This window comes from Streptomyces canarius (assembly GCF_014650735.1).
In the GTDB taxonomy this organism is placed as follows: domain Bacteria; phylum Actinomycetota; class Actinomycetes; order Streptomycetales; family Streptomycetaceae; genus Streptomyces; species Streptomyces olivaceoviridis.
Window position 1 is genome coordinate 146855 of record NZ_BMVN01000007.1, and the last position, 22027, is coordinate 168881.

The 22027-nt window shown below is 72.9% G+C and carries 18 protein-coding genes; 12 read left to right on the forward strand and 6 right to left on the reverse strand.

From position 1 onward, the window contains the following. The first annotated feature begins 7 nt into the window (after positions 1-7). The 3 genes from iolB to mmsA are packed head-to-tail and all read left to right on the forward strand — an operon-like array spanning position 8 to position 4225. Positions 8-832, forward strand: a complete 825-nt coding sequence (iolB, locus tag IE294_RS12935) for a 5-deoxy-glucuronate isomerase (protein ID WP_189813460.1) — start codon at positions 8-10, stop codon at positions 830-832. Then, a complete protein-coding gene (gene iolD / locus IE294_RS12940) occupies positions 829-2706 on the forward strand; it encodes a 3D-(3,5/4)-trihydroxycyclohexane-1,2-dione acylhydrolase (decyclizing) (RefSeq protein WP_189885466.1) in 1878 nt (625 codons plus the stop codon). The genes iolB and iolD overlap by 4 nt, the downstream gene beginning before the upstream one ends. 16 nt (positions 2707-2722) lie before the next feature. After that, the gene (gene mmsA / locus IE294_RS12945) at positions 2723-4225 is read left to right on the forward strand and encodes a CoA-acylating methylmalonate-semialdehyde dehydrogenase (protein ID WP_189885469.1); all 1503 of its coding nucleotides are present in this window, start codon (positions 2723-2725) and stop codon (positions 4223-4225) included. 54 nt (positions 4226-4279) lie between these two features. Here mmsA and IE294_RS12950 read toward each other — a convergent pair whose 3' ends face one another. Beyond that, a complete protein-coding gene (locus IE294_RS12950; protein ID WP_189885471.1) occupies positions 4280-5110 on the reverse strand; it encodes an SCO4651 family lipoprotein in 831 nt (276 codons plus the stop codon). 431 nt (positions 5111-5541) lie between these two features. Here IE294_RS12950 and IE294_RS12955 point away from each other — a divergent pair, with 431 nt between their 5' ends. The 5 genes from IE294_RS12955 to IE294_RS12975 all read left to right on the forward strand — a co-directional run bounded on the left by IE294_RS12955 (position 5542) and on the right by IE294_RS12975 (position 14281). Beyond that, complete coding sequence (locus IE294_RS12955) at positions 5542-6933, forward strand: APC family permease (RefSeq protein ID WP_189885473.1); 1392 nt, start codon at positions 5542-5544, stop codon at positions 6931-6933. Positions 6934-7118: 185 nt separating this feature from the next. Then, positions 7119-9761, forward strand: coding sequence for a CocE/NonD family hydrolase (locus IE294_RS12960; RefSeq protein ID WP_189885475.1), 2643 nt, complete (start codon positions 7119-7121; stop codon positions 9759-9761). Beyond that, positions 9758-10612, forward strand: coding sequence for an ABC transporter permease (locus IE294_RS12965; RefSeq protein ID WP_189885477.1), 855 nt, complete (start codon positions 9758-9760; stop codon positions 10610-10612). The genes IE294_RS12960 and IE294_RS12965 overlap by 4 nt, the downstream gene beginning before the upstream one ends. Before the next feature lie 158 nt (positions 10613-10770). Then, positions 10771-12252, forward strand: a complete 1482-nt coding sequence (locus tag IE294_RS12970; protein WP_189885479.1) for a vWA domain-containing protein — start codon at positions 10771-10773, stop codon at positions 12250-12252. Positions 12253-12358: 106 nt separating this feature from the next. Then, a complete protein-coding gene (locus IE294_RS12975; RefSeq protein WP_189885481.1) occupies positions 12359-14281 on the forward strand; it encodes an AMP-dependent synthetase/ligase in 1923 nt (640 codons plus the stop codon). A gap of 73 nt (positions 14282-14354) precedes the next feature. On the opposite strand, the gene IE294_RS12980 is transcribed toward IE294_RS12975, so the two are convergent. Beyond that, positions 14355-14759, reverse strand: coding sequence for a rodlin (locus tag IE294_RS12980; protein WP_189885483.1), 405 nt, complete (start codon positions 14757-14759; stop codon positions 14355-14357). 247 nt (positions 14760-15006) lie between these two features. Between IE294_RS12980 and IE294_RS12985 the strand changes: the two genes are divergently transcribed. From IE294_RS12985 to IE294_RS13000, 4 genes are all read left to right on the forward strand, one after another. Continuing rightward, a complete protein-coding gene (locus tag IE294_RS12985) occupies positions 15007-15405 on the forward strand; it encodes a rodlin (protein ID WP_189885485.1) in 399 nt (132 codons plus the stop codon). 249 nt (positions 15406-15654) lie between these two features. Then, positions 15655-15891, forward strand: coding sequence for a chaplin (locus IE294_RS12990; RefSeq protein WP_229917144.1), 237 nt, complete (start codon positions 15655-15657; stop codon positions 15889-15891). Between the two features lie 119 nt (positions 15892-16010). Continuing rightward, entirely contained in the window at positions 16011-16889 is an 879-nt protein-coding gene (locus tag IE294_RS49325; protein ID WP_189885489.1) for a chaplin, read from the forward strand. 184 nt (positions 16890-17073) lie between these two features. Further along, positions 17074-18378, forward strand: a complete 1305-nt coding sequence (locus IE294_RS13000; protein ID WP_189885491.1) for a glycoside hydrolase family 26 protein — start codon at positions 17074-17076, stop codon at positions 18376-18378. On the opposite strand, the gene IE294_RS13005 is transcribed toward IE294_RS13000, so the two are convergent. From IE294_RS13005 to IE294_RS13020, 4 genes are read right to left on the reverse strand one after another with little or no spacing between them, the layout of a single operon-like run. Continuing rightward, complete coding sequence (locus tag IE294_RS13005; protein WP_189885493.1) at positions 18375-19508, reverse strand: GNAT family N-acetyltransferase; 1134 nt, start codon at positions 19506-19508, stop codon at positions 18375-18377. The two genes, IE294_RS13000 and IE294_RS13005, sit on opposite strands and share 4 nt — an antisense overlap. Then, a complete protein-coding gene (locus IE294_RS13010; protein ID WP_189885495.1) occupies positions 19505-20155 on the reverse strand; it encodes a YveK family protein in 651 nt (216 codons plus the stop codon). Before IE294_RS13010 ends, IE294_RS13005 begins: the two co-directional genes overlap by 4 nt. Continuing rightward, positions 20152-21309, reverse strand: a complete 1158-nt coding sequence (locus IE294_RS13015; protein ID WP_189885497.1) for a glycosyltransferase — start codon at positions 21307-21309, stop codon at positions 20152-20154. The genes IE294_RS13010 and IE294_RS13015 overlap by 4 nt, the downstream gene beginning before the upstream one ends. After that, entirely contained in the window at positions 21306-21998 is a 693-nt protein-coding gene (locus IE294_RS13020) for a polysaccharide deacetylase family protein (RefSeq protein WP_306433439.1), read from the reverse strand. The genes IE294_RS13015 and IE294_RS13020 overlap by 4 nt, the downstream gene beginning before the upstream one ends. Between the last annotated feature and the right edge of the window lie 29 nt (positions 21999-22027).

Here is a 22027-nt window from a genome sequence, read left to right on the forward strand (position 1 = left end):
GGGCCGCATGACCAGCACCGACCTGCATCTGCCCCGGGGTGCCACCGCGAACTCCCGGTACGCCGTCGACATCGATCCGAAGGTGGCCGGCTGGACGCACAGCAGCCTGCGTGTCGTCGAGCTGGCGCCCGGTGGCAGCCATACGTTCACCACTGGGGACAGTGAGTGGATCGTGCTTCCGCTGGAAGGCGGATGTACCGTACATATGGAGCACGACGAGTTCCAACTCCTGGGCCGGGAAAGCGTGTTCGCGGATGTCTCCGACTTCGCGTACGTGCCCCGGGACGCCCAGGTCCTGATCGCCTCCGGCGCGGGAGGCCGCTTCGCCCTGGCAGGAGCGAAGTGCGAGCGACGACTCCCCGCCCGCTACGGCCCCGCGCCGGAGGTCCCCGTCGAGGAGCGCGGCAGCGGCTCCTGCGCCCGCCGGGTGCGCAATTTCGCCTCCGCCGACTCCTTCGCGTGCGACAAGCTGATCGCCGTGGAGGTGATCACGCCGGGCGGCCACTGGTCCTCGTACCCGCCGCACAAGCACGACGAGCACCGGCCGGGCGAGGAGTCCGAGCTGGAGGAGATCTACTACTTCGAGATCGACGGCCCGAACGGGCTCGGCTACCAGCGGGTGTTCCCCTCGCGGGAGGGCGGCGCCGACGTCCTCGCCGAAGTCCGCTCCGGCGACGCCGTCCTCGTCCCCGACGGCTGGCACGGCCCGTCCATCGCCCAGCCCGGACATGACATGTACTACCTGAACGTCATGGCGGGCCCGGGCGAGACCCGGGAATGGCGGATCTGTTTCCACCCCGACCACGTAGAAAGCACAGGGGGCTACCGATGACGATCCGGCTGACCGTCGCCCAGGCGCTCGTCCGCTTCCTCGCCGCCCAGTACACCGAGCGGGACGGCCTCAGGCAGCGGCTGATCGGCGCCACCTGGGGCATCTTCGGACACGGCAACGTCGCCGGCCTCGGCCAGGCCCTGGTCGAGTACGCGGACGTGATGCCGTATCACCAGGGCCGCAACGAACAGTCCATGGTGCACGCGGCGGTCGGCTACGCCCGCCAGTCGAACCGCCTGTCCACGCACGCGGTCACGACGTCGATCGGCCCCGGCGCCACGAACCTCGTCACCGGCGCCGCCCTCGCGACCATCAACCACCTCCCGGTGCTGCTCCTGCCCGGCGACGTCTTCGCCACCCGCCCCGCCGACCCGGTCCTCCAGCAGCTGGAGCTGCCGTACGCGGGCGATGTGTCGGTCAACGACACCCTGCGCCCGGTGTCGAAGTACTTCGACCGCGTCACCCGCCCGGAGGCCCTGATCCCGAGCGCCCTCCAGGCCATGCGGGTCCTCACCGACCCCGTGGAGACCGGCGCGGTCACGCTCGCCCTGCCGCAGGACGTGCAGGCGGAGGCATTCGACTGGCCGGAGGAGTTCTTCTCGACGCGCGTGTGGACCGTACGGCGGCCTGGCGCGGACCCGACCGAGCTGGCGGAGGCGGTCCGGGCGATCCGCTCCGCCGCACGGCCCCTCGTCATCGCCGGCGGCGGGGTCCACCACAGCCGCGCGGAGGAGGCCCTCGCCGAGTTCGCGGCGGCGACCCGCATCCCGGTCGCCTCCACCCAGGCCGGCAAGGGCTCACTGCGGTACGACCATCCGCAGGACGTCGGCGGTGTCGGCCACACCGGCACCGCGACCGCCGACGAGCTGGCCCGCACCGCGGACCTCGTCATCGGCGTCGGCACCCGGTACACCGACTTCACCACCGCCTCCGGCACCCTCTTCGAGAACCCGGCCGTCCGCTTCCTGAACCTCAACATCGCGCCCTTCGACGGCCACAAGCTGGCCGGGCTGTCGCTGATCGCGGACGCCCGCAGCGGTCTGGGCGAGCTGACCGAGGCACTGGTCATGCACGGCCACGGCGTCGCCGACTCCTACGTCAGCGAGTACACCGAGGACAAGGAACGCTGGGAGCAGCGCGTCGACGCCTGCTTCGAGGCCGAGGAGCTCGACGCACGGCCGACCCAGCCGCAGGTCATCGGCGCCCTGGACGCGCTGGTGGACGAGTCGGACGTCATCATCAACGCGGCCGGCTCGCTCCCGGGCGACCTGCACAAGCTGTGGCGGGCGCGGTCGTGCGACCAGTACCACCTGGAGTACGGCTACTCCTGCATGGGCTACGAGATCCCGGCCGCCCTCGGGGTGAAGCTCGCCGCGCCCGAGCGGAACGTGTGGGCGCTGGTCGGCGACGGCACCTATCTGATGATGCCGACGGAGATCGTGACCGCCGTGCAGGAGGGCATCGCGATCAAGGTCCTGCTGGTGCAGAACCACGGGTACGCCTCGATCGGCGGGCTCTCGGACTCGGTGGGCGGCGAGCGGTTCGGCACGGCCTACCGCTACACCGCCGAGGACGGCACCTTCACCGGCGCCCCGCTCCCCGTCGACCTCGCCGCCAACGCGGCCAGCCTCGGCATGCGGGTGCTGCGCGCGAAGACCGTACGGGACCTGCGCGCGGCGCTCGCGGAGGCGCGCGCGGCCGACACACCCACATGTGTCTACGTGGAGACGGAAACGTCCGACACTGTGTCGGGGGCGCCTCCGGCGCAGGCCTGGTGGGATGTTCCTGTGGCCGAGACCGCGACCCGCCCCGCCGCGGTCAAGGCACGTGAGCTGTACGAACGGCACGTCTCGACCCGACGCCGCCATCTGTGAGAAGGAGTCTCCGGACATGACGAAGATCGTCAACCACTGGATCGGCGGGAAGACCGTCGAAGGCGCGTCGGGTGCGTACGGGCCGGTCACCGACCCGGCGACCGGCGCGGTCACCACGAAGGTCGCGTTCGCGTCGGTCGAGGAGGTGGACGCGGCCGTCGCGGCGGCCAAGGACGCCTACCTGACCTGGGGCCAGTCCTCCCTGGCTCAGCGCACGTCCGTCCTCTTCAAGTTCCGGGCGCTGCTCGACGCGCACCGGGACGAGATCGCCGAGCTGATCACCGCCGAGCACGGCAAGGTGCACTCGGACGCGCTGGGCGAGGTGGCACGCGGCCTGGAGATCGTCGACCTGGCCTGTGGCATCAACGTCCAGTTGAAGGGCGAGCTGTCCACGCAGGTCGCGAGCCGGGTGGACGTGGCCTCGATCCGCCAGCCGCTCGGTGTCGTCGTCGGCATCACGCCGTTCAACTTCCCGGCGATGGTCCCGATGTGGATGTTCCCGATCGCCATCGCGTGCGGCAACACCTTCGTGCTGAAGCCGAGCGAGAAGGACCCGTCGGCGTCGGTCCGCCTCGCCGAGCTGCTGGCCGAGGCCGGTCTGCCCGACGGTGTCTTCAACGTCGTGCACGGCGACAAGGTGGCCGTGGACCGTCTGCTGGAGCACCCGGACGTCAAGGCCGTCTCCTTCGTCGGCTCGACCCCGATCGCCCGCTACATCCACACCACCGCCTCCGCGAACGGCAAGCGCGTGCAGGCGCTGGGCGGCGCCAAGAACCACATGCTGGTCCTGCCCGATGCCGACCTGGACGCGGCGGCCGACGCGGCCGTGAGCGCGGCCTACGGCTCCGCGGGCGAGCGCTGCATGGCCATCTCGGCGGTCGTGGCGGTGGGCGCCGTCGGCGACACGCTGGTGGAGAAGATCCGCGAGCGCGCCGAGAAGATCAAGATCGGTCCGGGCAACGACCCGACGTCCGAGATGGGCCCGCTGATCACGAAGGCGCACCGGGACAAGGTGGCCTCGTACGTGGAGGGCGCCGCCGCCGAGGGCGCCGAGGTGGTGCTGGACGGCACCGGTTACACCGTCGAGGGCTTCGAGGACGGCCACTGGATCGGCATCTCGCTGCTGGACAAGGTGCCGACCAGCGCGAAGGCGTACCAGGACGAGATCTTCGGCCCGGTGCTGTGCGTGCTGCGCGCCGAGACCTACGAGGAGGGCGTGGCGCTCATCAACGCCTCGCCGTTCGGCAACGGCACCGCGATCTTCACCCGGGACGGCGGCGCCGCCCGCCGCTTCCAGCTGGAGATCGAGGCCGGCATGGTCGGCGTCAACGTGCCGATCCCGGTGCCGGTGGGCTACCACTCCTTCGGCGGCTGGAAGGACTCGCTCTTCGGCGACCACCACATCTACGGCAACGACGGCACGCACTTCTACACCCGCGGCAAGGTCGTCACCACCCGCTGGCCCGACCCGGCCGACGCCCCGGCGGGCGTGGACCTGGGCTTCCCCCGCAACCACTGAGCCGGACGGCACGGTGCCCCGCCCCTCGCGCGAGAGGGCGGGGCACCGGCGCGTTCAGCCCTGCTGGTTCCGCTGCTTCTTGATCATGTCGGTGAGGTCGGCGACGCGCCCGGCGGGCGGGGCCTGCACGGTGGCGGTCCTGCCGAACTTGTCGAAGTCCATGCTGATGGTCATGACGCCGATCTTCTCCTTGAGCCGGACCGGCAGGTCGTCGGAGCCGACCCACACGTCCATGAGGATCGACTCCGCGCCGGTCACCTTGCTCAGGGGGCTGCCCTCGCCGTAGACGTCCTTGAGCTTGCCCATGTGGGCGCTGTCGATGACGCCGCGGTAGTGCGTGGTGTGCTTCCCGTTCACGGTCTGCGTGCCGAGGTCCTGGACGTCCTTGGCGTACTTCAGGCCCTTCATGGAGGCGGAGGGGCTGCCGTTGTCCCCGCTGAGGGCCTCGGCGCCCTTCTTCCCGAAGAGGACCGAGCCGTCGATCTTGATCCAGTCCTTGCCCTGGTACGGGCCGGAGGCGAAGCGGTCGACGTCGTAGTAGTAGACGCCGTCGACGAACAGGACGTGCGTCGTGGGGGAGTGGTTCATGGCCTGCATGTTCGCGGCCCTGGTGTCCATCTCCACGTCGAAGGCGTATCCGCCGCCCCAGGAGTACGTGCCCTTCATGGAGATCGGGCCGCTGGTGCCGGTGTCGGTCGTCATCCGCACCTCGGCCGAGCCCAGCCGCTCCGTCCGGTCCGTCGCCCTCGTCAGTGCCGCCATCGCCTGATCGGCCTTGTCGACCGCCTTGACGGCCGTCCTGGCGCTCTCCGTGCCGCAGCCGGAGACCGCCACCAGCGCTGCCGCCGTGCAGGCCACCCAGGCGGCGGTGTGCCTCTTCCTCATGTCCCCACCCCAAGCTGTGCGTCTGTTGTGCGCGGCGCACTCTATCGGCCACCACTGACATGGACGCGACCGGATAACCCGTCCGGATACCGGACGGCTGACATTTTTTTGAAACCTTGGCTGCGGTTCCCGTTCAGGCCGGACGAAACGGGTGGCGAAGGGGTTACGAGCAGATGACCTTCAAAAGCAAGGTCACATCAGTCATGGGCTTGATGGATGCACCTATGGGGCGTCATAGCCTGGGAAAGTGGTGCGGCACACACCCGTCCGGAGGTGCGGATTCCGAAGGTAAACGGCCATTGACGTGGTGGTTTTCGCCGGGGTTCTCTATGCAGCGCCGGGAGCGGACGAGACGAACGTACGACGATCCGCCGGAGGCGATAGCGCTCCCGACCCCCACCCCAGCCGCTCACGTCGAACGGAACCGCCGTATGACCGACACGCTCCAGAAGTCCGTGGTAGACACCGCGACGGCCCCCGCACCCGGGCTGAAGCGTTCCATCGGTGTCGTCGGCGGCACCCTGCTGACGCTGTCCTGCGTCACGCCCGCCTCCACGCTCTTCGTCGTCGTCCCCGACCTGTTCGGTTCCCTCGGCACCGCCACCGCCCTGACGATCGCCATCGGCTCGCTCCTCTGTATCGCCGTGGCGTTCTGCTACTCCGAGCTGGGCACCCTGATCCCCAGCGCGGGCGGCGAGTACGCCATGGTCTCCACGATGGCCGGACGGCTCGCGGGCTGGCTGGTCTTCGTGCTCTCCCTGCTGGTCGTGATGATCGTGCCCCCCGTGATCGCGATGGGCACCGCGGACTACCTCGCCCCCCTCGTCCACCTGGACCCGTCCATGACGGGCGCCGGAGTGATGCTGCTGGCCACCCTCGCCGGTCTGCTGGACCTGCGTGCCAACGCCTGGATCACCGGCATCTTCCTGGTCCTGGAGGTCATCGCCGCCGGGGTCGTCGCCCTGCTGGGCTTCTCGCACAGCCACCGCGGGGTGGGCAGCCTGGTCTCGATGCAGGTGGCCGGCGCGAACGGCCACACCGACACCGTGACGGCCATGCTGGTGGTCTCCGGCCTCGCCATCGCCCTCTTCGTCACCCAGGGCTTCTCCACCGCCGTCTACCTCTCCGAGGAACTGGAGAACCCGCGCCGCAACGTCGCCCGGACGGTCCTCGCCACCCTCGCCATCTCCACCGTGGTCATCCTGGTGCCGGTCGCCGCCATCACCATGGGCGCCTCCGACCTCAAGGAACTGACCGGCGGCGACATCAGCTCCATGGTCACCGCCTGGTCCAACTCCGCGGTCGGCACCTTCGTCAGCCTCTGCGTGGCCCTCGCGATCATCAACGCGGGCATCGTCATGGTCATCCAGAACTCCCGCGTCCTGTTCGCCTCGGCCCGCGACAAGGCCTGGCCCGGCCCGGTCAACACCGTCTTCTCCAAGCTCGGCCGCTTCGGCTCCCCCTGGGTCGCCACCCTCGCGGTCGGCGTCCCCGGAGCGGTGCTCTGCTTCGTCAACCTCGACACCCTGTACGGCGTCACCGGCGTCTCGGTGACCGGCATGTACCTGCTCGTCGCGGTCGCCGCCCTGCTCGCCCGCCGCGGCTCCCACAAGCACACCCCGGCCTGGCGGATGCCGCTGTGGCCCGCGGTGCCGGTCCTGCTCATCGCCGTCCTGGCCTACATCCTGACCCAGCAGGAGACGAGCTACCTGCTGTGGACCGGCGGCATCACCGCGGCGGCGACCCTCTACTGGGCCCTGTACCTGCGCCCGCGCCGCGACACCCACTGGCTGGTGTCGATCCCGGAGGACGCGCAGGTTTGATCACCCGCCCCCGAAGGGGCGCGGGGAACTGCACGACGCATCAGCGGTCGTGGTACGGAAGCGACCGAGCCGCCGCCCGTACCACGACCGCGGTAGGGCACAGCACCCCCGTACTCCCGGAGGAGGGGCACCCGCTCACCCCCAGGTCGGCAGCGGTTGTCAGCACCGCCCCGTACCGTTGACGCATGGATCTTCGACTGCCCGCCCTGCTACGGCGGCCCCGTCGGCTCCTGGCCGCCGGGGCCGCCGTCGTGGTGCTCGCCGGCGCCGGGACGTGGACGGCGGCCGTCGCCTCCGACGACCCGCGGGCCGTGCGCCGCAGCGACCAGGTCATGGCGGTCGACGGGGTGCGCCTGGACACCTCGTACTTCACCCCGGCCGGCGCCGGCCGGCACCCCGCCGTCCTGCTCGCGCACGGCTTCGGCGGCAGCAAGGACGACATGCGTCGGCAGGCCGAGGACCTCGCCCGGGACGGGTACGCGGTCCTGACCTGGTCCGCGCGCGGATTCGGCGGCTCGACCGGGAAGATCGGCCTGAACGACCCGAAGGGCGAGGTCGCCGACGTCTCCCGGCTCATCGACTGGCTGGCCGGACAGCCCCAGGTGCGGCTCGACAAGCCCGGCGACCCGCGCGTGGGCGTGGCCGGCGGCTCCTACGGCGGCGCGATCTCCCTGCTCGCCGCCGGGTACGACCACCGGGTCGACGCCATCGCCCCGGCCATCACCTACTGGAACCTCGCGGACGCCCTCTTCCCGGACGACGTGTTCAAGAAGCTGTGGGCGGGCGTCTTCGTCAACACCGGCGGGGGCTGCGCGAAGTTCGAGCCCTCCCTGTGCCGGATGTACGACCGGGTCGCCGAGTCCGGCACCCCGGACCCGGCCGCCCGCAAGCTGCTGGAGGAACGCTCACCGTCGGCGGTCGGCGACCGCATCAAGGTGCCCACGCTGCTGGTGCAGGGGCAGACGGACTCCCTGTTCCCGCTGGGCCAGGCCGACGCCGCCGAGAAGGCGATCCGCGCGAACGGCGCCCCCGTCGACGTCGACTGGATCGCCGGCGGGCACGACGGCGGCGACATGGAGACCAGCCGGGTCGAGACACGCGTGCGCGCGTGGTTCGACCGCTACCTGAAGGGCGACAAGGGCACCGACACCGGCCCGGCCTTCCGCATCACCCGCACCGGCGGCGTCGACTCCGCCGACGGCACCGCCCGGCTGCGCGGCGCGAGCGCCGCCGCCTATCCCGGCCTGCGCGACCATCCGCGCACCATCGCCCTCACCGGCGGCACGCAGCGCGTCGCCAACCCGGCCGGCGCCAGCCCGCCCGGCGTCTCCGCGCTGCCCGGCCTCGGCGGCTCCGGCGGCCTCGCCCAGCTCTCCGCGCTCGGCGTCGGCGTCTCCCTGGACTTCCCCGGCCAGTACGCCCGGTTCGACTCGGCGCCGCTCACCCGCGACCTGCGCATCACCGGCACCCCGACCGCCACCGTGCACATCACCTCCACCCGCGACGACGCCGTCCTGTTCGGCAAGGTCTACGACGTCGGCCCCGACGGCACCCGGCAGGTGCTGCCCGCCCAGCTCGTCGCCCCCTTCCGGGTGACCGGCGCCAGGACGGGCAAGGACGTCACCGTCACGCTCCCGGCGATCGACCACGAGGTGCAGAAGGGCCACCGGCTCCGCCTGGTCCTCGCCTCCACCGACCTCGGCTACGCCTCCCCGGCCGCCCCGGCCACCTACACCGTCTCCCTGAAGGGAGGCCTGAGCGTGCCGACGGCCCCCTCCGTCACCACCGCCGCCGCGCCCCTGCCGGCCTGGGTCTGGTGGCTGCCCGTGGCCGGCGCGGTCGCCGCCCTCGCCCTGCTGCTCACCACCCGCCGCCGGACGGCCGCCCCCGCGCCCGACCCCGCGCTGGCCGAGGTCCCGCTGGTGATCACTGACCTGAGCAAGCGGTACGCCGGGTCCACCGACCGGTACGCCGTCCGGGACCTCTCCTTCCGGGTGGAGAAGGGCCAGGTCCTCGGCCTGCTCGGACCGAACGGCGCGGGCAAGACCACCACCCTGCGCATGCTGATGGGCCTCATCCGGCCGGACGCCGGCGAGATCCGCGTCTTCGGCCACGCCGTCCGGCCCGGCGCGTCGGTGCTCTCCCGGGTCGGCGCGTTCGTGGAGGGCGCCGGCTTCCTGCCCCACCTGTCCGGCCGGGAGAACCTGGAGCTGTACTGGCGGGCCACCGGCCGCCCGCCCGAGGACGCCCACCTGGACGAGGCCCTGGAGATCGCCGGGCTCGGCGACGCGCTCGCCCGCGCGGTCCGCACGTACTCGCAGGGCATGCGGCAGCGCCTCGCCATCGCCCAGGCCATGCTGGGCCTGCCCGACCTGCTCATCCTCGACGAGCCCACCAACGGCCTGGACCCGCCCCAGATCCGCGAGATGCGCGAGGTGATGATCCGCTATGCGGCCGGCGGCCGTACGGTGATCGTCTCCAGCCATCTCCTCGCCGAGGTGGAGCAGTCCTGCACCCACCTGGTGGTGATGGACCGCGGCCGGCTGGTGCAGGCGGGCCCGGTCCGGGAGATCGTCGGCTCCGGCGACACCCTGCTGGTCGGCACCGCCGTACCGGTGCAGGAGCCCGTGGTGGAGAAGGTGGGCGCGCTGGACGGCGTCGCCTCCGCCGTGCGCACCGACGACGGGCTGCTGATCCGGCTGGAACCCGGCGGCACCGCCGAGCGGCTGGTCGTGGAGCTGGTACGGCTGGAGGTGCCGGTCGCCTCCGTCGGCCCGCACCGCCGCCTGGAAGACGCCTTCCTCACCCTGATCGGAGGTTCCGCATGAGCACGCTCACCGAGGTCGCCTCCGGCTATCAGGCGGGGCGCACCCTGCCGCTGCGGGTCGAGCTGGTCCGCCAGCTCAAGCGGCGCCGCACGCTGGTCATGGGGGCCGTCCTGGCCGTACTGCCGTTCGTGCTGCTGATCGCCTTCGCGATCGGCGGCGACCCGGGCGGCCGGAACAACCAGGTCACCCTGATGGACACGGCCACCGCCTCCGGCGCCAACTTCGCCGCCGTGAACCTGTTCGTCTCGGCGGGCTTCCTGCTGGTGATCCCGGTCGCCCTGTTCTGCGGGGACACGGTCGCCTCGGAGGCGAGCTGGTCGTCGCTGCGCTATCTGCTCGCCGCGCCGGTGCCCCGGGCCCGGCTGCTGTGGTCCAAGCTCGTGGTGGCGCTCGGGATGAGCCTCACCGCGATGGTGCTGCTGCCGCTCGTGGCGCTCGCCGCCGGCACGGCCGCCTACGGCTGGGGCCCGCTTCAGATACCGACCGGCGGCGCGCTCGACACGGGGACGGCGGCCCAGCGGCTCCTGGTGGCCGTGGCGTACATCTTCGTGTCCCAGCTGGTCACCGCCGGGCTGGCGTTCTGGCTGTCCACCAGGACGGACGCCCCGCTCGGCGCGGTCGGCGGCGCGGTCGGCCTGACCATCGTGGGCAACGTCCTGGACGCCGTCACCGCCCTCGGCCACTGGCGTGACTTCCTGCCCGCGCACTGGCAGTTCGCGTGGGCCGACGCCGTCCAGCCCCGCCCCGAGTGGTCCGGCATGATCCAGGGCACCGCGCTCTCCATAACGTACGCCCTGGTGCTGTTCGCCCTGGCCTTCCGGGGTTTCGCCCGCAAGGACGTCGTCTCCTAGGTCACCGGCGCGTCACCCGCCGGTCACGACGGGCCGCCGCCGTGGCCGGTTCGAGATCCATCCGCAACTCCCCGGGGCGCACGTTCCGGGCCCCCGCCCCGTCACAGTCGGCAGCGGACGCACACGTCCGGCGCCAACGGGCAGACGGGGAGGACCAGATGGAGCGGTACGGGGACCACCGGGCACGGCGGGCGCTGCTCGCGCTCACGGCCGCGGGCGGGCTGCTGCTGACGGCGTGCAGCGCGGGCGGCGCCGCGCCGACGGCCGGCGAGAAGGCCCGCGACGGCGGGTCCGGCGTGGTCCGGCAGGACGCCGGCGGCCGGCTGTCCACCTTCGCGCTGGACGTCGACACCGCCTCCTACACCTACGCCCGCCGCACCCTCGCCGACGGCCGCAGGCCCGATCCCGGGACCGTCCGCCCGGAGGAGTTCGTCAACAGCTTCCGCCAGGACTACCGGCGGCCCGACGGCAACGGCTTCACGGTTACCGTCGACGGCGCCCGCACCGGCGAGCCGGACTGGTCCCTGGTCCGGGTCGGCCTCGCCACCCGGCCCGCCGCGCCGGACGCGCACCGCCCGCCCGCCGCGCTCACCTTCGTCATCGACACATCCGGCTCCATGGGTGAACCCGGCCGCCTGGACCTCGCCCAGCACGCCCTGACCACCCTGACGGACCGGCTGCGCGACGACGACTCCGTCGCCCTCGTCACCTTCAGCGGGGACGCCGAGACCGTGCTGCCGATGACCCGGCTCGGCGGCCACCGCGGCGCGGTACGCGACGCCGTCGAGAGCCTGGAGCCGCAGAACTCCACCAACCTCGGCGCGGGCGTCGAGGAGGGCTACGCCACCGCCGTGGAGGGCGCCCGCAAGGGGGCCACCAACCGGGTCGTCCTCGTCTCCGACGCCCTCGCCAACACGGGCGAGACCAGCGCGGACGCGATCCTCCGCCGGATCGACGACGCCCGCCGCGAACACGGCGTCACCCTCTTCGGCGTCGGTGTCGGCAGCACCTACGGCGACTCCCTCATGGAGCGCCTCGCCGACCGGGGCGACGGCCACACCGTGTACGTCTCCGATCCCGGCGAGGCCGACAAGGTCTTCGCCGGGCAGCTCCCGCAGAACATCGAGCTGACCGCCCGGGACGCCAAGGCCCAGGTCGCCTTCGACCCGCACACCGTCACCGGCTTCCGCCTCATCGGCTACGACGACCGCAAGGTCGCCGACCAGGACTTCCGCGACGACCGGGTCGACGGCGGCGAGGTCGGCCCCGGGCACACCGTCACCGCCCTGTACGCCGTCCACACCCGGCACGGCGCCCGTGGTCACCTCGCCACCGCCACCGTCCGCTGGCTCGACCCGGAGACCCGCGACCCGCACGAGGCGTCGGGCGCCCTGGAGACCGGGGCCCTGGCCGGCTCGGTCTGGCGGGCGAGCCCCCGCTTCCAGGTCACCGCGGTCGCCGCGTACTTCGCCGACGCCCTGCGCACCGGCTCCGCGGACCGCCCGGCCCTCCCCGGCGCCCCCGGCCTGACCGGCCTCGCCCGCAGGGCCGCCGGGCTGGCCCGCACCACCGAGGACGCCGACGTACGCGGCCTCGCCGACGCCATCCGCGAGGCGAGCGGCACGGACCCCGTGGAGTGAACGTGGAGCGACGCCCGCGGGCCCCATTGACCTTTCCTTACTTGTGAGTAAGTTGACCCATCAGCCAGAACCTTGGGCAGGCCACGCACCGCCACCGGGAGCCGTCATGGGCGTACGCAGGGATCTGAAACGGGCACGGCAGCGCACCGGTCTCGTGGACCGCGCCGCGGTGGAGATCGTCCGCGACCCCCTGGGCGCGGTCCGCGAGGTGCGCGCCGCGCCCCTGGCACCCCCGCTCACCACCGGTTCCCTGGCCGACCTGCCGTTCACGCACGCGGCCGAGACCCCCGACGCGGTGCTGCTGCGCCGCCGCGACCGCGACGGTGCCTGGCACCCGGTGACGGCGTCCGCCTTCGCCGCCGAGGTCGCCGCCGTCGCCAAGGGGCTCGTCGCCGCCGGGCTCGAACCCGGCGGCCGGGTCGCGGTGATGTCCCGCACCCGCTACGAATGGACCGTCCTGGACTTCGCGATCTGGGCGGCCGGCGGCCAGTCCGTGCCGGTCTACCCGACCTCCTCCGCCGAGCAGGTCGAGTGGATCGTCCGCGACTCCGGCGCCCGGTTCGCCGTCACCGAGACCATCGCGAACGCCGCCACCGTCACCACCGGCACCGCCGGCCACGCGCACCCCCCGCGCCTGTGGCGACTCGACGCCGACGCCCTCACCGACCTCACCGTCCTCGGCCGGGACCTCCCCGACGACGAACTCGCCAAGCGGCGCGGGGCACTCGGCCCCGACACCATCGCCACCCTCTGCTACACCTCCGGCACCACCGGACGCCCCAAGGGGTGCGTCCTCACCCACGCCAACCTGCACGCCGAGGCCGCGGGCACCGTCGGGTTGCTGCACCCGGTCTTCCAGGCGGTCACCGGTCAGGCCGCGTCCACCCTGCTCTTCCTGCCGCTCGCCCACATCCTCGGCCGCACCCTCCAGCTCGCCTGTCTGCTGGCCCGCATCGAGACCGGCCACTTCCCGAGCGTGAAGCCCGACGAACTGCGGCCCGCGCTCAAGGAGTTCCGGCCCACCTTCCTGGTCGGGGTGCCGTACCTCTTCGAGAAGATCCACGACACCGGGCGGGCCACCGCGGAGAAACTCGGCCGGGCCGCCTCCTTCGACCGTGCCGAACGCGTCGCCGTCCGCTTCGGCGAGGCCCACCTGCGGAAGTTCCTCGGCACCGGCAAGGGCCCAGGGCCGGGCCTGTACGCCGCCTGGGCGCTGTACGACCTGCTGGTCTACCGCCGCATCCGCAAGGAGCTGGGCGGCCGGACGCGGTACGCCATCAGCGGCGGCTCCCCGCTGGACCGCGACCTCAACCTGTTCTTCCTCGCGGCCGGCATCGTCGTCTACGAGGGCTACGGCCTGACCGAGACCAGCGCCGCCGCCACGATCGTGCCCCCGCTCAGCCCCCGCCCCGGCACGGTCGGCCGGCCGGTGCCGGGCGTCTGCGTCCGGCTCGCCGACGACGGGGAGGTGCTGATCAAGGGCGGGGTGGTCTTCGCGTCGTACTGGAACAATCCGGCCGCCACGGACGCCGCACTGCGCGACGGCTGGTTCGCGACCGGTGACCTCGGCGCGCTGGACGACGACGGCTACCTCAGCATCACCGGGCGCAAGAAGGACATCCTCATCACCTCCGGCGGCAAGAACGTCTCCCCGGCCGTCCTGGAGGACCGGCTGCGCAGCCGCTCACCCGTCGGCCAGTGCCTGGTCGTCGGCGACAACCGGCCCTTCGTCGCCGCGCTGATCACCCTCGACCCGGAGGCGGTCGCCCACTGGCTGTCCGTACGGAAGCTGCCACCGGACACCCCGCTGTCCACGCTGGTGCGCGACGAGCGGCTGCGCGCCGAGGTGCAGAAGGCGGTCGACCACGCCAACGAAGCGGTCTCCCGCGCCGAGTCGATCCGGGCGTTCGCGCTGGTCGAGGGCGAGTTCACCGAGGAGAACGGGCTGCTGACCCCGTCGCTGAAGGTGAAGCGGCACGCGGTGACGGCCGCGTACGCGGAGCAGATCGAGGCGCTGTACCGGCGCTGACACACCCGACGGGTGCCACGGACACGCCGAAGCGGGCCGCCGAGGGCTCGGCGACCCGCTCCAAGGACCGGGATCAGTGACCGGATTCGGAGTTCTCGGACAGGATCGACACGTCCTCCAGCAGGTGCGCCAGCGCGCCGTCGCGCTTGACGTTCGAGGAGTTCTCGGTGCACTGCTGCTGCATGTGGTCCGAGAGGATCGGGATGTCCTGAACGTTGACACCGATGAGGGCGCCGACGCCGACCGGAATGTCGTTCAGGGCGATGCACGGCTTGTTGAAAGAGCCCTGGATCAGGGCGATCTGCGGGCTCATGTTCCCGTACGTGGCCGAGTTGCCGTAGCTCTGCCAGGCACCGTTGCCATTGGCGGCGGTCGGGCCGCTGTCGTTCCCGAGCGCCAGCGCCTGCGGTGCCGCGGCGGCGGAGGCGCCCATGGCGGAAGCGGCGACGGCCGCAGTGGCAACAATCTTCTTGATCACTGGCCAGTCCTTTCTGAGGAAACCCCGTCCACCGGAGCGCACTGGTCAACTCCGCTGACCCATCCTGGTTTCTCCCGTTCACCCCGACGGCCGATGCGGTGGGCTGGTGGTGTGCTTTTCGGATTGATGACCTCTCGTCACCCCCCAGGCAATCGCGCTCCAACCGAGTGAATCAGCGGAACCATTCCTGATGCACCGGGTTGATGAGGCCGTAGGGCATGCGTCGCTACGAGGAAAGGAACGCGAAGTGCTCAAGAAGGCAATGGTCGCCGCCGCGACCGCCGCTTCTGTCGTGGGAATGGCGGTGGCGGCCGCGCCGCAGGCGCTTGCCATCGGCAACGACGACGGACCGACCGTCGCGAATGGCAACGGCGCCGCGTCGTCGTGGGGCAACTCGGCGACCAAGGGCGACATGAGCCCGCAGCTCTCGCTGGTGCAGGGTTCGCTCAACAAGCCGTGTGTCGGCGTCCAGGACGTCGACGTCGCGGTCGACGCCCTCATCGGCGTCACCGCCCAGGACATCCCGATCCTGTCGGACCACCTGCAACAGCAGTGCAACGACAACTCCACCAACGCCAAGCGCGACGGTGCGGTCTCGCACGTCCTGGAGGACCTGTCGGTCCTCTCGGCCAACGGCGAAAGCTGAGCCGAAAGGGCAGGGCCCGGGTCGTCCGCTGCGTTGTCCGCGGACTTCCCGGGCCTTTTTCCACGTATTTCGGCGAGGGAGGGCGAAGGGAAACGTGTGAGAGAGCGGGTGCGATCGAGTGATTGTCGTGCGGTCCGCGTTCCGCGGTGTCCTGTTGTGTCAATCTCTCGTTCCGTGCCGCGACCGTTCACGTCGTGCTCACACGGTTCTGGTCGTCATTGGGGCATGACCCCAGAGAAGGGAACGTTCATGAAGAAGACCGCTGCTGCCGTTGCGGGCGCCATCCTGGCCCTGAGCCTGGCCGGACCCGCCTTCGCCGACTCCGAGTCCAATGGCGCCGCCGCGAACTCCCCGGGCCTCCTGTCCGGAAACGTCGTCCAGGTCCCGATCCACATTCCGATCAACCTCTGCGGCAACACGATCAGCGTCATCGGTCTGCTGAACCCGGCGGCAGGCAACACCTGCATCAACGGCGACATTCACTGACGACGCGGCACACCGCACCAGCCCCTGGCTGCGCGCTGGCCGGCCCCGGACCGCCGATCCGTCGATTCCGCGCTCCGGGGCCGGCCTTCCCATTTCTTCGAGCAGGAAAGACCACGAGATTGCGACAGACACTCAGCAAGGGCATGGCCGTGGCCGCCGCCGCGACCGGCGTGCTGTCCTTGTACGGCGGCTCCGCACTCGCCGACTCCGGCGCGCACGGTGCCGCACAGGGCTCCCCCGGGGTGCTGTCCGGGAACACCATCCAGATCCCCGTGAACATCCCGGTCAACGTCTGCGGCAACTCCGTCGACGCCGCCGCCGCGCTGAACCCGGCGTTCGCCAACTCCTGCGCCACGCACGGCCGACGGAGCGAAAGCGCCGACGAGGAGCACGCCGACTCCGGGAACGGCGGTTCGCAGAACTCGGGTCACGGTGGTTCGGGGAACACGGGGTACGGCGACTCGGGCGACTCCGGGTACGGCAGCTCGGACGGCCACCACTCCACGCCTCCCTCCGGCGGCGGCCACTCCGCGCCTCCGTACGGTGACGGCCACTCCGCGCCTCCGTATGGTGGTGCCAAGGCGACCCCGCCCCCCTATGGTGGCGAGGAGACGACCCCGCCTCCGTACGGCGGTGGCGAGACGACCCCGCCTCCGTATGGCGGCGGCCACTCCGCCCCTCCGTATGGTGGCGGCAAGACGACCCCGCCTCCCTATGGCGGTGGCCAGACGACTCCGCCTCCGTACGGCGGTGAGGAGACCACCCGGCCTCCCTACGGCGGTGAGGAGAGCACGCCTCCCTACGGCGGCGAGGAGGGCACGCCCCCCGGTGGCGGCCACGCCACGCCGCCTGGTGGGGAGTACCCCGAGGAGCCGCCCGTGCTCGCGCACACCGGTGGTGACGGCCCGGCCATGATCGCGACCTCGGCCGCGAGCGCCGCCCTGATCGCGGCCGGTGCCGTCCTGTACCGGCGAGGCCGGTCCGCCTCCCGTCGCTAGCGCACCGGGTGCCGGACCGAGGGCCCGGCACCCGACCGCGCCCGGCCCCCACGCCACCCGCCGTACCGGCGCGATCCCGGCCCGCCCCCCACGCACGCCCAGCCGGCCGGGCCGTATGTGACTGTGCGTCAGGTGCCGGATGGCGCGGGGCGGACTTCGAAGGGCAGTGGGGAAAGGAGCGGGCATGGCTCCGCGACAGCGCAGGGCCCGGTCCAGTCGGCCGGCCGCCGTCCTCGCGGCGGCGATCGTCGCGTCGGTCACCCTGGCGGCCGGCCCCGGGCTGAGCACGGGCCCCGGGACGGCGCGGGCCGCCGTCCCGCCCACCCCGCTCCCGACGGCCCTGGCGACTCCGACGGCCGCCTCCACCCCGCCCGTTCCACCGGCCCCCGCACCGGTGACACCGCCCGTCCCGCTCCCCGCCACCCCGTCGCAGAGTCCGGTGCCTCCCGCGTCCGGTCGGGCCGTCGCGGACTTCGGGGTGTTCCTCGACTCCGGGCCGCGCGGTGTCGCGCGCATGGCCGAGGTGAGTCAGTGGCTCGGCGGGACCGAGTTGAAGGTCGCCCACACCTATCTGCCCGGCGACCGCTGGCGGGACATCGAGGGAGCGCCCGGCTTCCTGGACGTATGGGCGCGGTGGCGGCACGAGAAGGCGGACCGGACACTCGTCCTCAACGTGCCGATGCAGGAGCGCAACGAGGAGGACCTCTCGGACGTCCAGGTGCGGTGGCTGCTGCGGCAGGCCGCGGACGGCGCGTTCGACCACCACTTCAGGGCCCTCGCCCAGCGGCTGGTGGAACTGGAGGTGCCGGACACGGTGATCGTGCTCGGCTGGGAGATGAACGGCACCACCTACACCCACCGCTGCGGACCGGACCCCGAGGCATGGAAGACGTACTGGAACAGGATCGTCGCCACCATGCGCTCGGTGCCGGGACAGAAGTTCCGGTTCGACTTCGCGCCGAGCCGCGGCCGGGACGCCGTACCGTGGACGGAGTGCTACCCCGGGGACGCCACGGTCGACATCATCGGCATGGACTCCTACGACCAGCCGAGCGGGCTGTCCTTCGACGACCAGGTCACCGAGCCGTACGGCCTCCAGCAGCACGTGGATTTCGCGAAGGCCCACGGCAAGGCGATCTCCTATCCGGAGTGGGGGCTCTTCCGCAATGGTGACAACGCCGAGTACATGCGGCGCATGCTCGACTGGATCGACGCGCACAAGCCGCTGTACAACACGCTGACCGACTACTGCCCGCACGGCGTGTGGCAGTGCTCGGCCAATCCCCGCTCGTCCCGGATCTACCGGGCCGCCCTGTACGGCCGCACCGAGCAGCCCGCCCCGCTGCCCACGCCGCCCCCGGCCCCCACGCCGGCGCCCACCACCGAGCCCCCGGCCGACTGCTCGCCGCTGGGCCTGGGCGACTGGGCCGGGTACTGGCTCGGCCCAGACCTCTGCTTCCCCTTCGACTCCTGGTCGCGGACCCGCTAAGCCCGCTCCCGCCACCGCTGCAACGCCTCCCGGCCCCGCTGCCGGACGGTCGCGTCGCACAGCGCGGCGGTCAGCAGCGGTGCGGTGCGCCGCCGGGCCATGAGCAGCCGCCGGTTGACGACCCGCTCGGGCCGCCAGTGGTGCTTGTACGGCTCGTCGCCGCGCAGCAGGCTCAGCGTGCCCCGCCGGCCGCCACCCGTGTGCTCGGTGCAGGCGTCCAGCAGTATCACCGCCACGTCCGCCTTCCGCTGCCGCAGGCCCGGATGCGCGCCGTAGAGGTAGCCGCCGGCCAGGCTGCCCGAGAGCAGGGTCAGGTCGACGGCCACCACCTCCTCGCCGAGCCGGAACTCGGTGACCACCGCGTCCCCCGAGCGCACCATCGGACACACCGCGCGCACCAGGTGCTCGCGGAACCGGGGCCGCAGATGCTCGCTCGTCACCTTCCGCCCCTGCCACTGCATCCGGTGCAGCTCCAGCAGCCGGTCGAGCGCCGCGTCGACCTCTTCCGGGCCCACCGTCCGCCGCTGCACGCCCAGCGCGGTCAGCCGGCGCAGCTTGGCCCGCACCCGCTGCGCCGACTTCTTCGACGGCAGCCGGGCGATCAGCTCCTCCATGGACACGGCGGGCAGTTCCAGGCACGGCGAGTCGCGGAGCGTGCGGCGCGGCCCGCGCCAGCGGTCGTAGACCCCTTCCACCGCACCTCCCGGGCGCACCTCCCGGAAGTCGACCAGCGCCGTGCGCGCCGCGTCAATGAGCGCCTCGGTGAGCGCGCCGGCCGCCCGCCCGTCGTCGCCGTCGTCCAGCAGCACGTCCGTGTAGTCGGAGATCGTCCCGCCGAGCGGCACCAGCGCGGGCAGCGGCCGGCGGACCAGCATCAGCGGCGCGACGGCCACCAGCTCCCGGCCCGCGCGCACCACGAGCAGCCGGAGCCGCCCGCGCCGGCCGTACGACCGCCACCACGAGTACAGCCAGGCATGGCTCTGGAACGGGGTCGCGGCGGCGCACCGCGCGTGCAGCCGCCCCCAGGCGGGGCCCAGGGCCGCGAAGGCGTCCTCGTCGGTGACGAGTTCGGTGACCAGTTCCGGGTGACGGGTGGGACGCGCGAGGCCCGCCGGGTAGGTGGCGGTCACAGCTGGCCGTGCGCGTCGGCGGCCAGGGCCGGACCGGGCACCGAGGCCGGGCGGAGCGTCTCCTCCTGCCGCCGCCTCGGGCGGACCAGCAGTGCGAGGGCGCCGAGCAGTCCGCCCGCGCTCGCCCCGACGAGTCCGGTCACCCCGGCGGACGCCGAGGTGGGCGCGCTGGGCGTCACCGCGCGGGAGAACTGCACGAGTTCGACGTGCGTGTCGGCCTCGGCGGCGTCGGCGTGCCGGGTGAGCGCGCGGGCCACCGCGTTGGCCATGTCGGCGGCCCGCGCCGGGCGGTCGGAGGTGGCGGACACGGCGACCATGGGCGCGTCCGGCGAGGTCGCGGCGCGCACGCTGTCGCGCAGGGTGGCCGCCGGCACCCCGGCCCACACCTGGGCGTCGCCGAGCACCGCCACCTGGGTGGCGACCCGGCCGTAGGCCTGCGCGAAGCCGAGCGCGGTGGCGGTGTCGGACCGCTCGGTGGGGACGGCGACGACATAGCTGGTCGCCGTGTACTCCGGGGCCCTGAGCACGCCGTACCCGCCGCCCAGCAGCCCGCCCGCGAGGACACCGGCCGCCACCAGCGACCAGGGCGGCAGCGCACGGAGACGGGAGGGACGCAGGGGGCGGCGGTGGACGCGGTTGTCGGTCATGACGGGATGACTCCCTCGGGGGATCGGGACGGGGGGACCGTGCGGGCGAGCGCCGCCGTGTAGACGTCCATCAGCCGGGCGGCGCTGCGGGTGATGCAGTAGTGGCGGGCCGCCTCGGGGGCGGTACGCGGGCCGGGCCCGGCGGCGCGGACCTCGGCGAGCGCGCGGGCGTAGGCGCCGGCGTCGCACGGGACCCGCACCGCGTCCGGGGCGGCCCCGGGCGGCAGGTCCTCTAGGGCGGGGCAGGAGGTGTAGCGCACCGGCAGCCCGGCCGCCAGCGCCTCCACGACCGCGAGGCCGAACGCCTCCTCGGGGGAGGGCGCGGCGAGCACGTCCATCGCCGCCGCCAGCGCGGGCAGAGCGGGCCCGGACGAGCCGTCGGGCAGGTACGGCCGCTCCCCGGCGAACAGCACCCGCCCGGCGACCCCCGCCTCCCGCGCGGCCCGCCGCAGCGCGGGCTCCTCCGGGCCGCCGCCGACCAGCAGCAGCCGGCAGTCGGCGGGCAGCCGGGCGAGGGCGCGGATCAGCAGGTCGAAGCGTTTGCCGGGGATGAGCCGGCCGACGCCGCCGATGACGAACGCGTCGGCGGGCAGCCCGAGCCGGTCGCGGGTGCGCCGGCGGGCGTCCGGGTCGAAGGCGAACCGCGCCAGGTCGATGCCGTTGGGCACGACCGCGATGCGCGGCCCGGGCACCCCCCAGCGGGCGAGCCGGGCGGCGACCGTGGGGGAGACGGCGACGGTGGACCGGCCCAGCCGCTCGCCCAGCAGGTACAGCGCGCGGACCCCCGCGGTGAGCGGACGGCCCTCCAGCTGCGAGTCGCCGAGGGAGTGTTCGGTGGCGACGACCGCGCGGACCCCGGCCAGCCGGGCGGCGATCCGGCCGTACAGGCAGGCCCGGTAGAGATGGGTGTGCACGAGGTCGTACCGGCCGCGCCGGATGTGCCGGGCCAGCCGGGGCAGCGCGGCCAGGTCGCGGTTCCCGGCCATGCCCAGGTGGGTCACCCGGACCCCGTCGGCCGCCAGCCCGTCGGCCACCGGCCCGGGGTTGGTCAGGGTCACCACCTCGCACGCGACCGGCAGGTGCCGCAGCAGCAGCCGCAGTTGCTGCTCGGCGCCGCCCACGCCGAGCCCGGTGATGATGTGCAGGGCCTTCACCGCAGCCCCTCGACGGGCCGCCGGCGCAGCCGGTGCAGCCGGTACTTCAGGAACAGGCGCACGGCGGTGTCGTTCTGCCCGATGTACACGCGCGGCAGGACGTGCGGCCCGGTGAGCTCACCGGGGTCGATGGCGCAGGCGTAGGCGTAACCGGCCTCCCGTACGGCCTCCACGGCACGCCCGTCGACCGTGCCGTACGGATAGCAGAAGCCGGTGACCGGGGTGCCGGTCAGTTCCTCCAGCACCGCCCGGCTCTCGGCGGTCTCGGCCTTCAGCAGGGCGTCGTCGGCCCGGGTGAGGTCTACGTGGGTGAGGCCGTGCGAGCCGATCTCCATGCCCGCGGCGGCGGCCCGCCGGATGCCGTCGGCGGTCAGCAGCGGCTTGCGCGGGCCGAGGGGGTCCCAGGCGTTGTCGCCGCCGAGCCGGCCGGGCAGCACGAACAGGGTCGCCGTGCACCCCCAACGGATCAGCAGCGGCAGGGCGTTGCCGAGGAAGTCGGCGTACCCGTCGTCGAAGGTGAGCGCCACCAGGTCCCGTCCCTCGCCCCGGGCCCGGGCGGCGAGCAGTTCGGCGACCGACACCCCGCGCAGCCCCCGCCGGCGCAGCCAGCGCAACTGCCGCTCCAGCCGGTCCGGGCCGACCGTGAGGCGGTACGGGTCGTCGGAGCAGTCGCCGACCGAGTGGTACATGGCGATCCACGGGACCGGGCCGGGGGCGA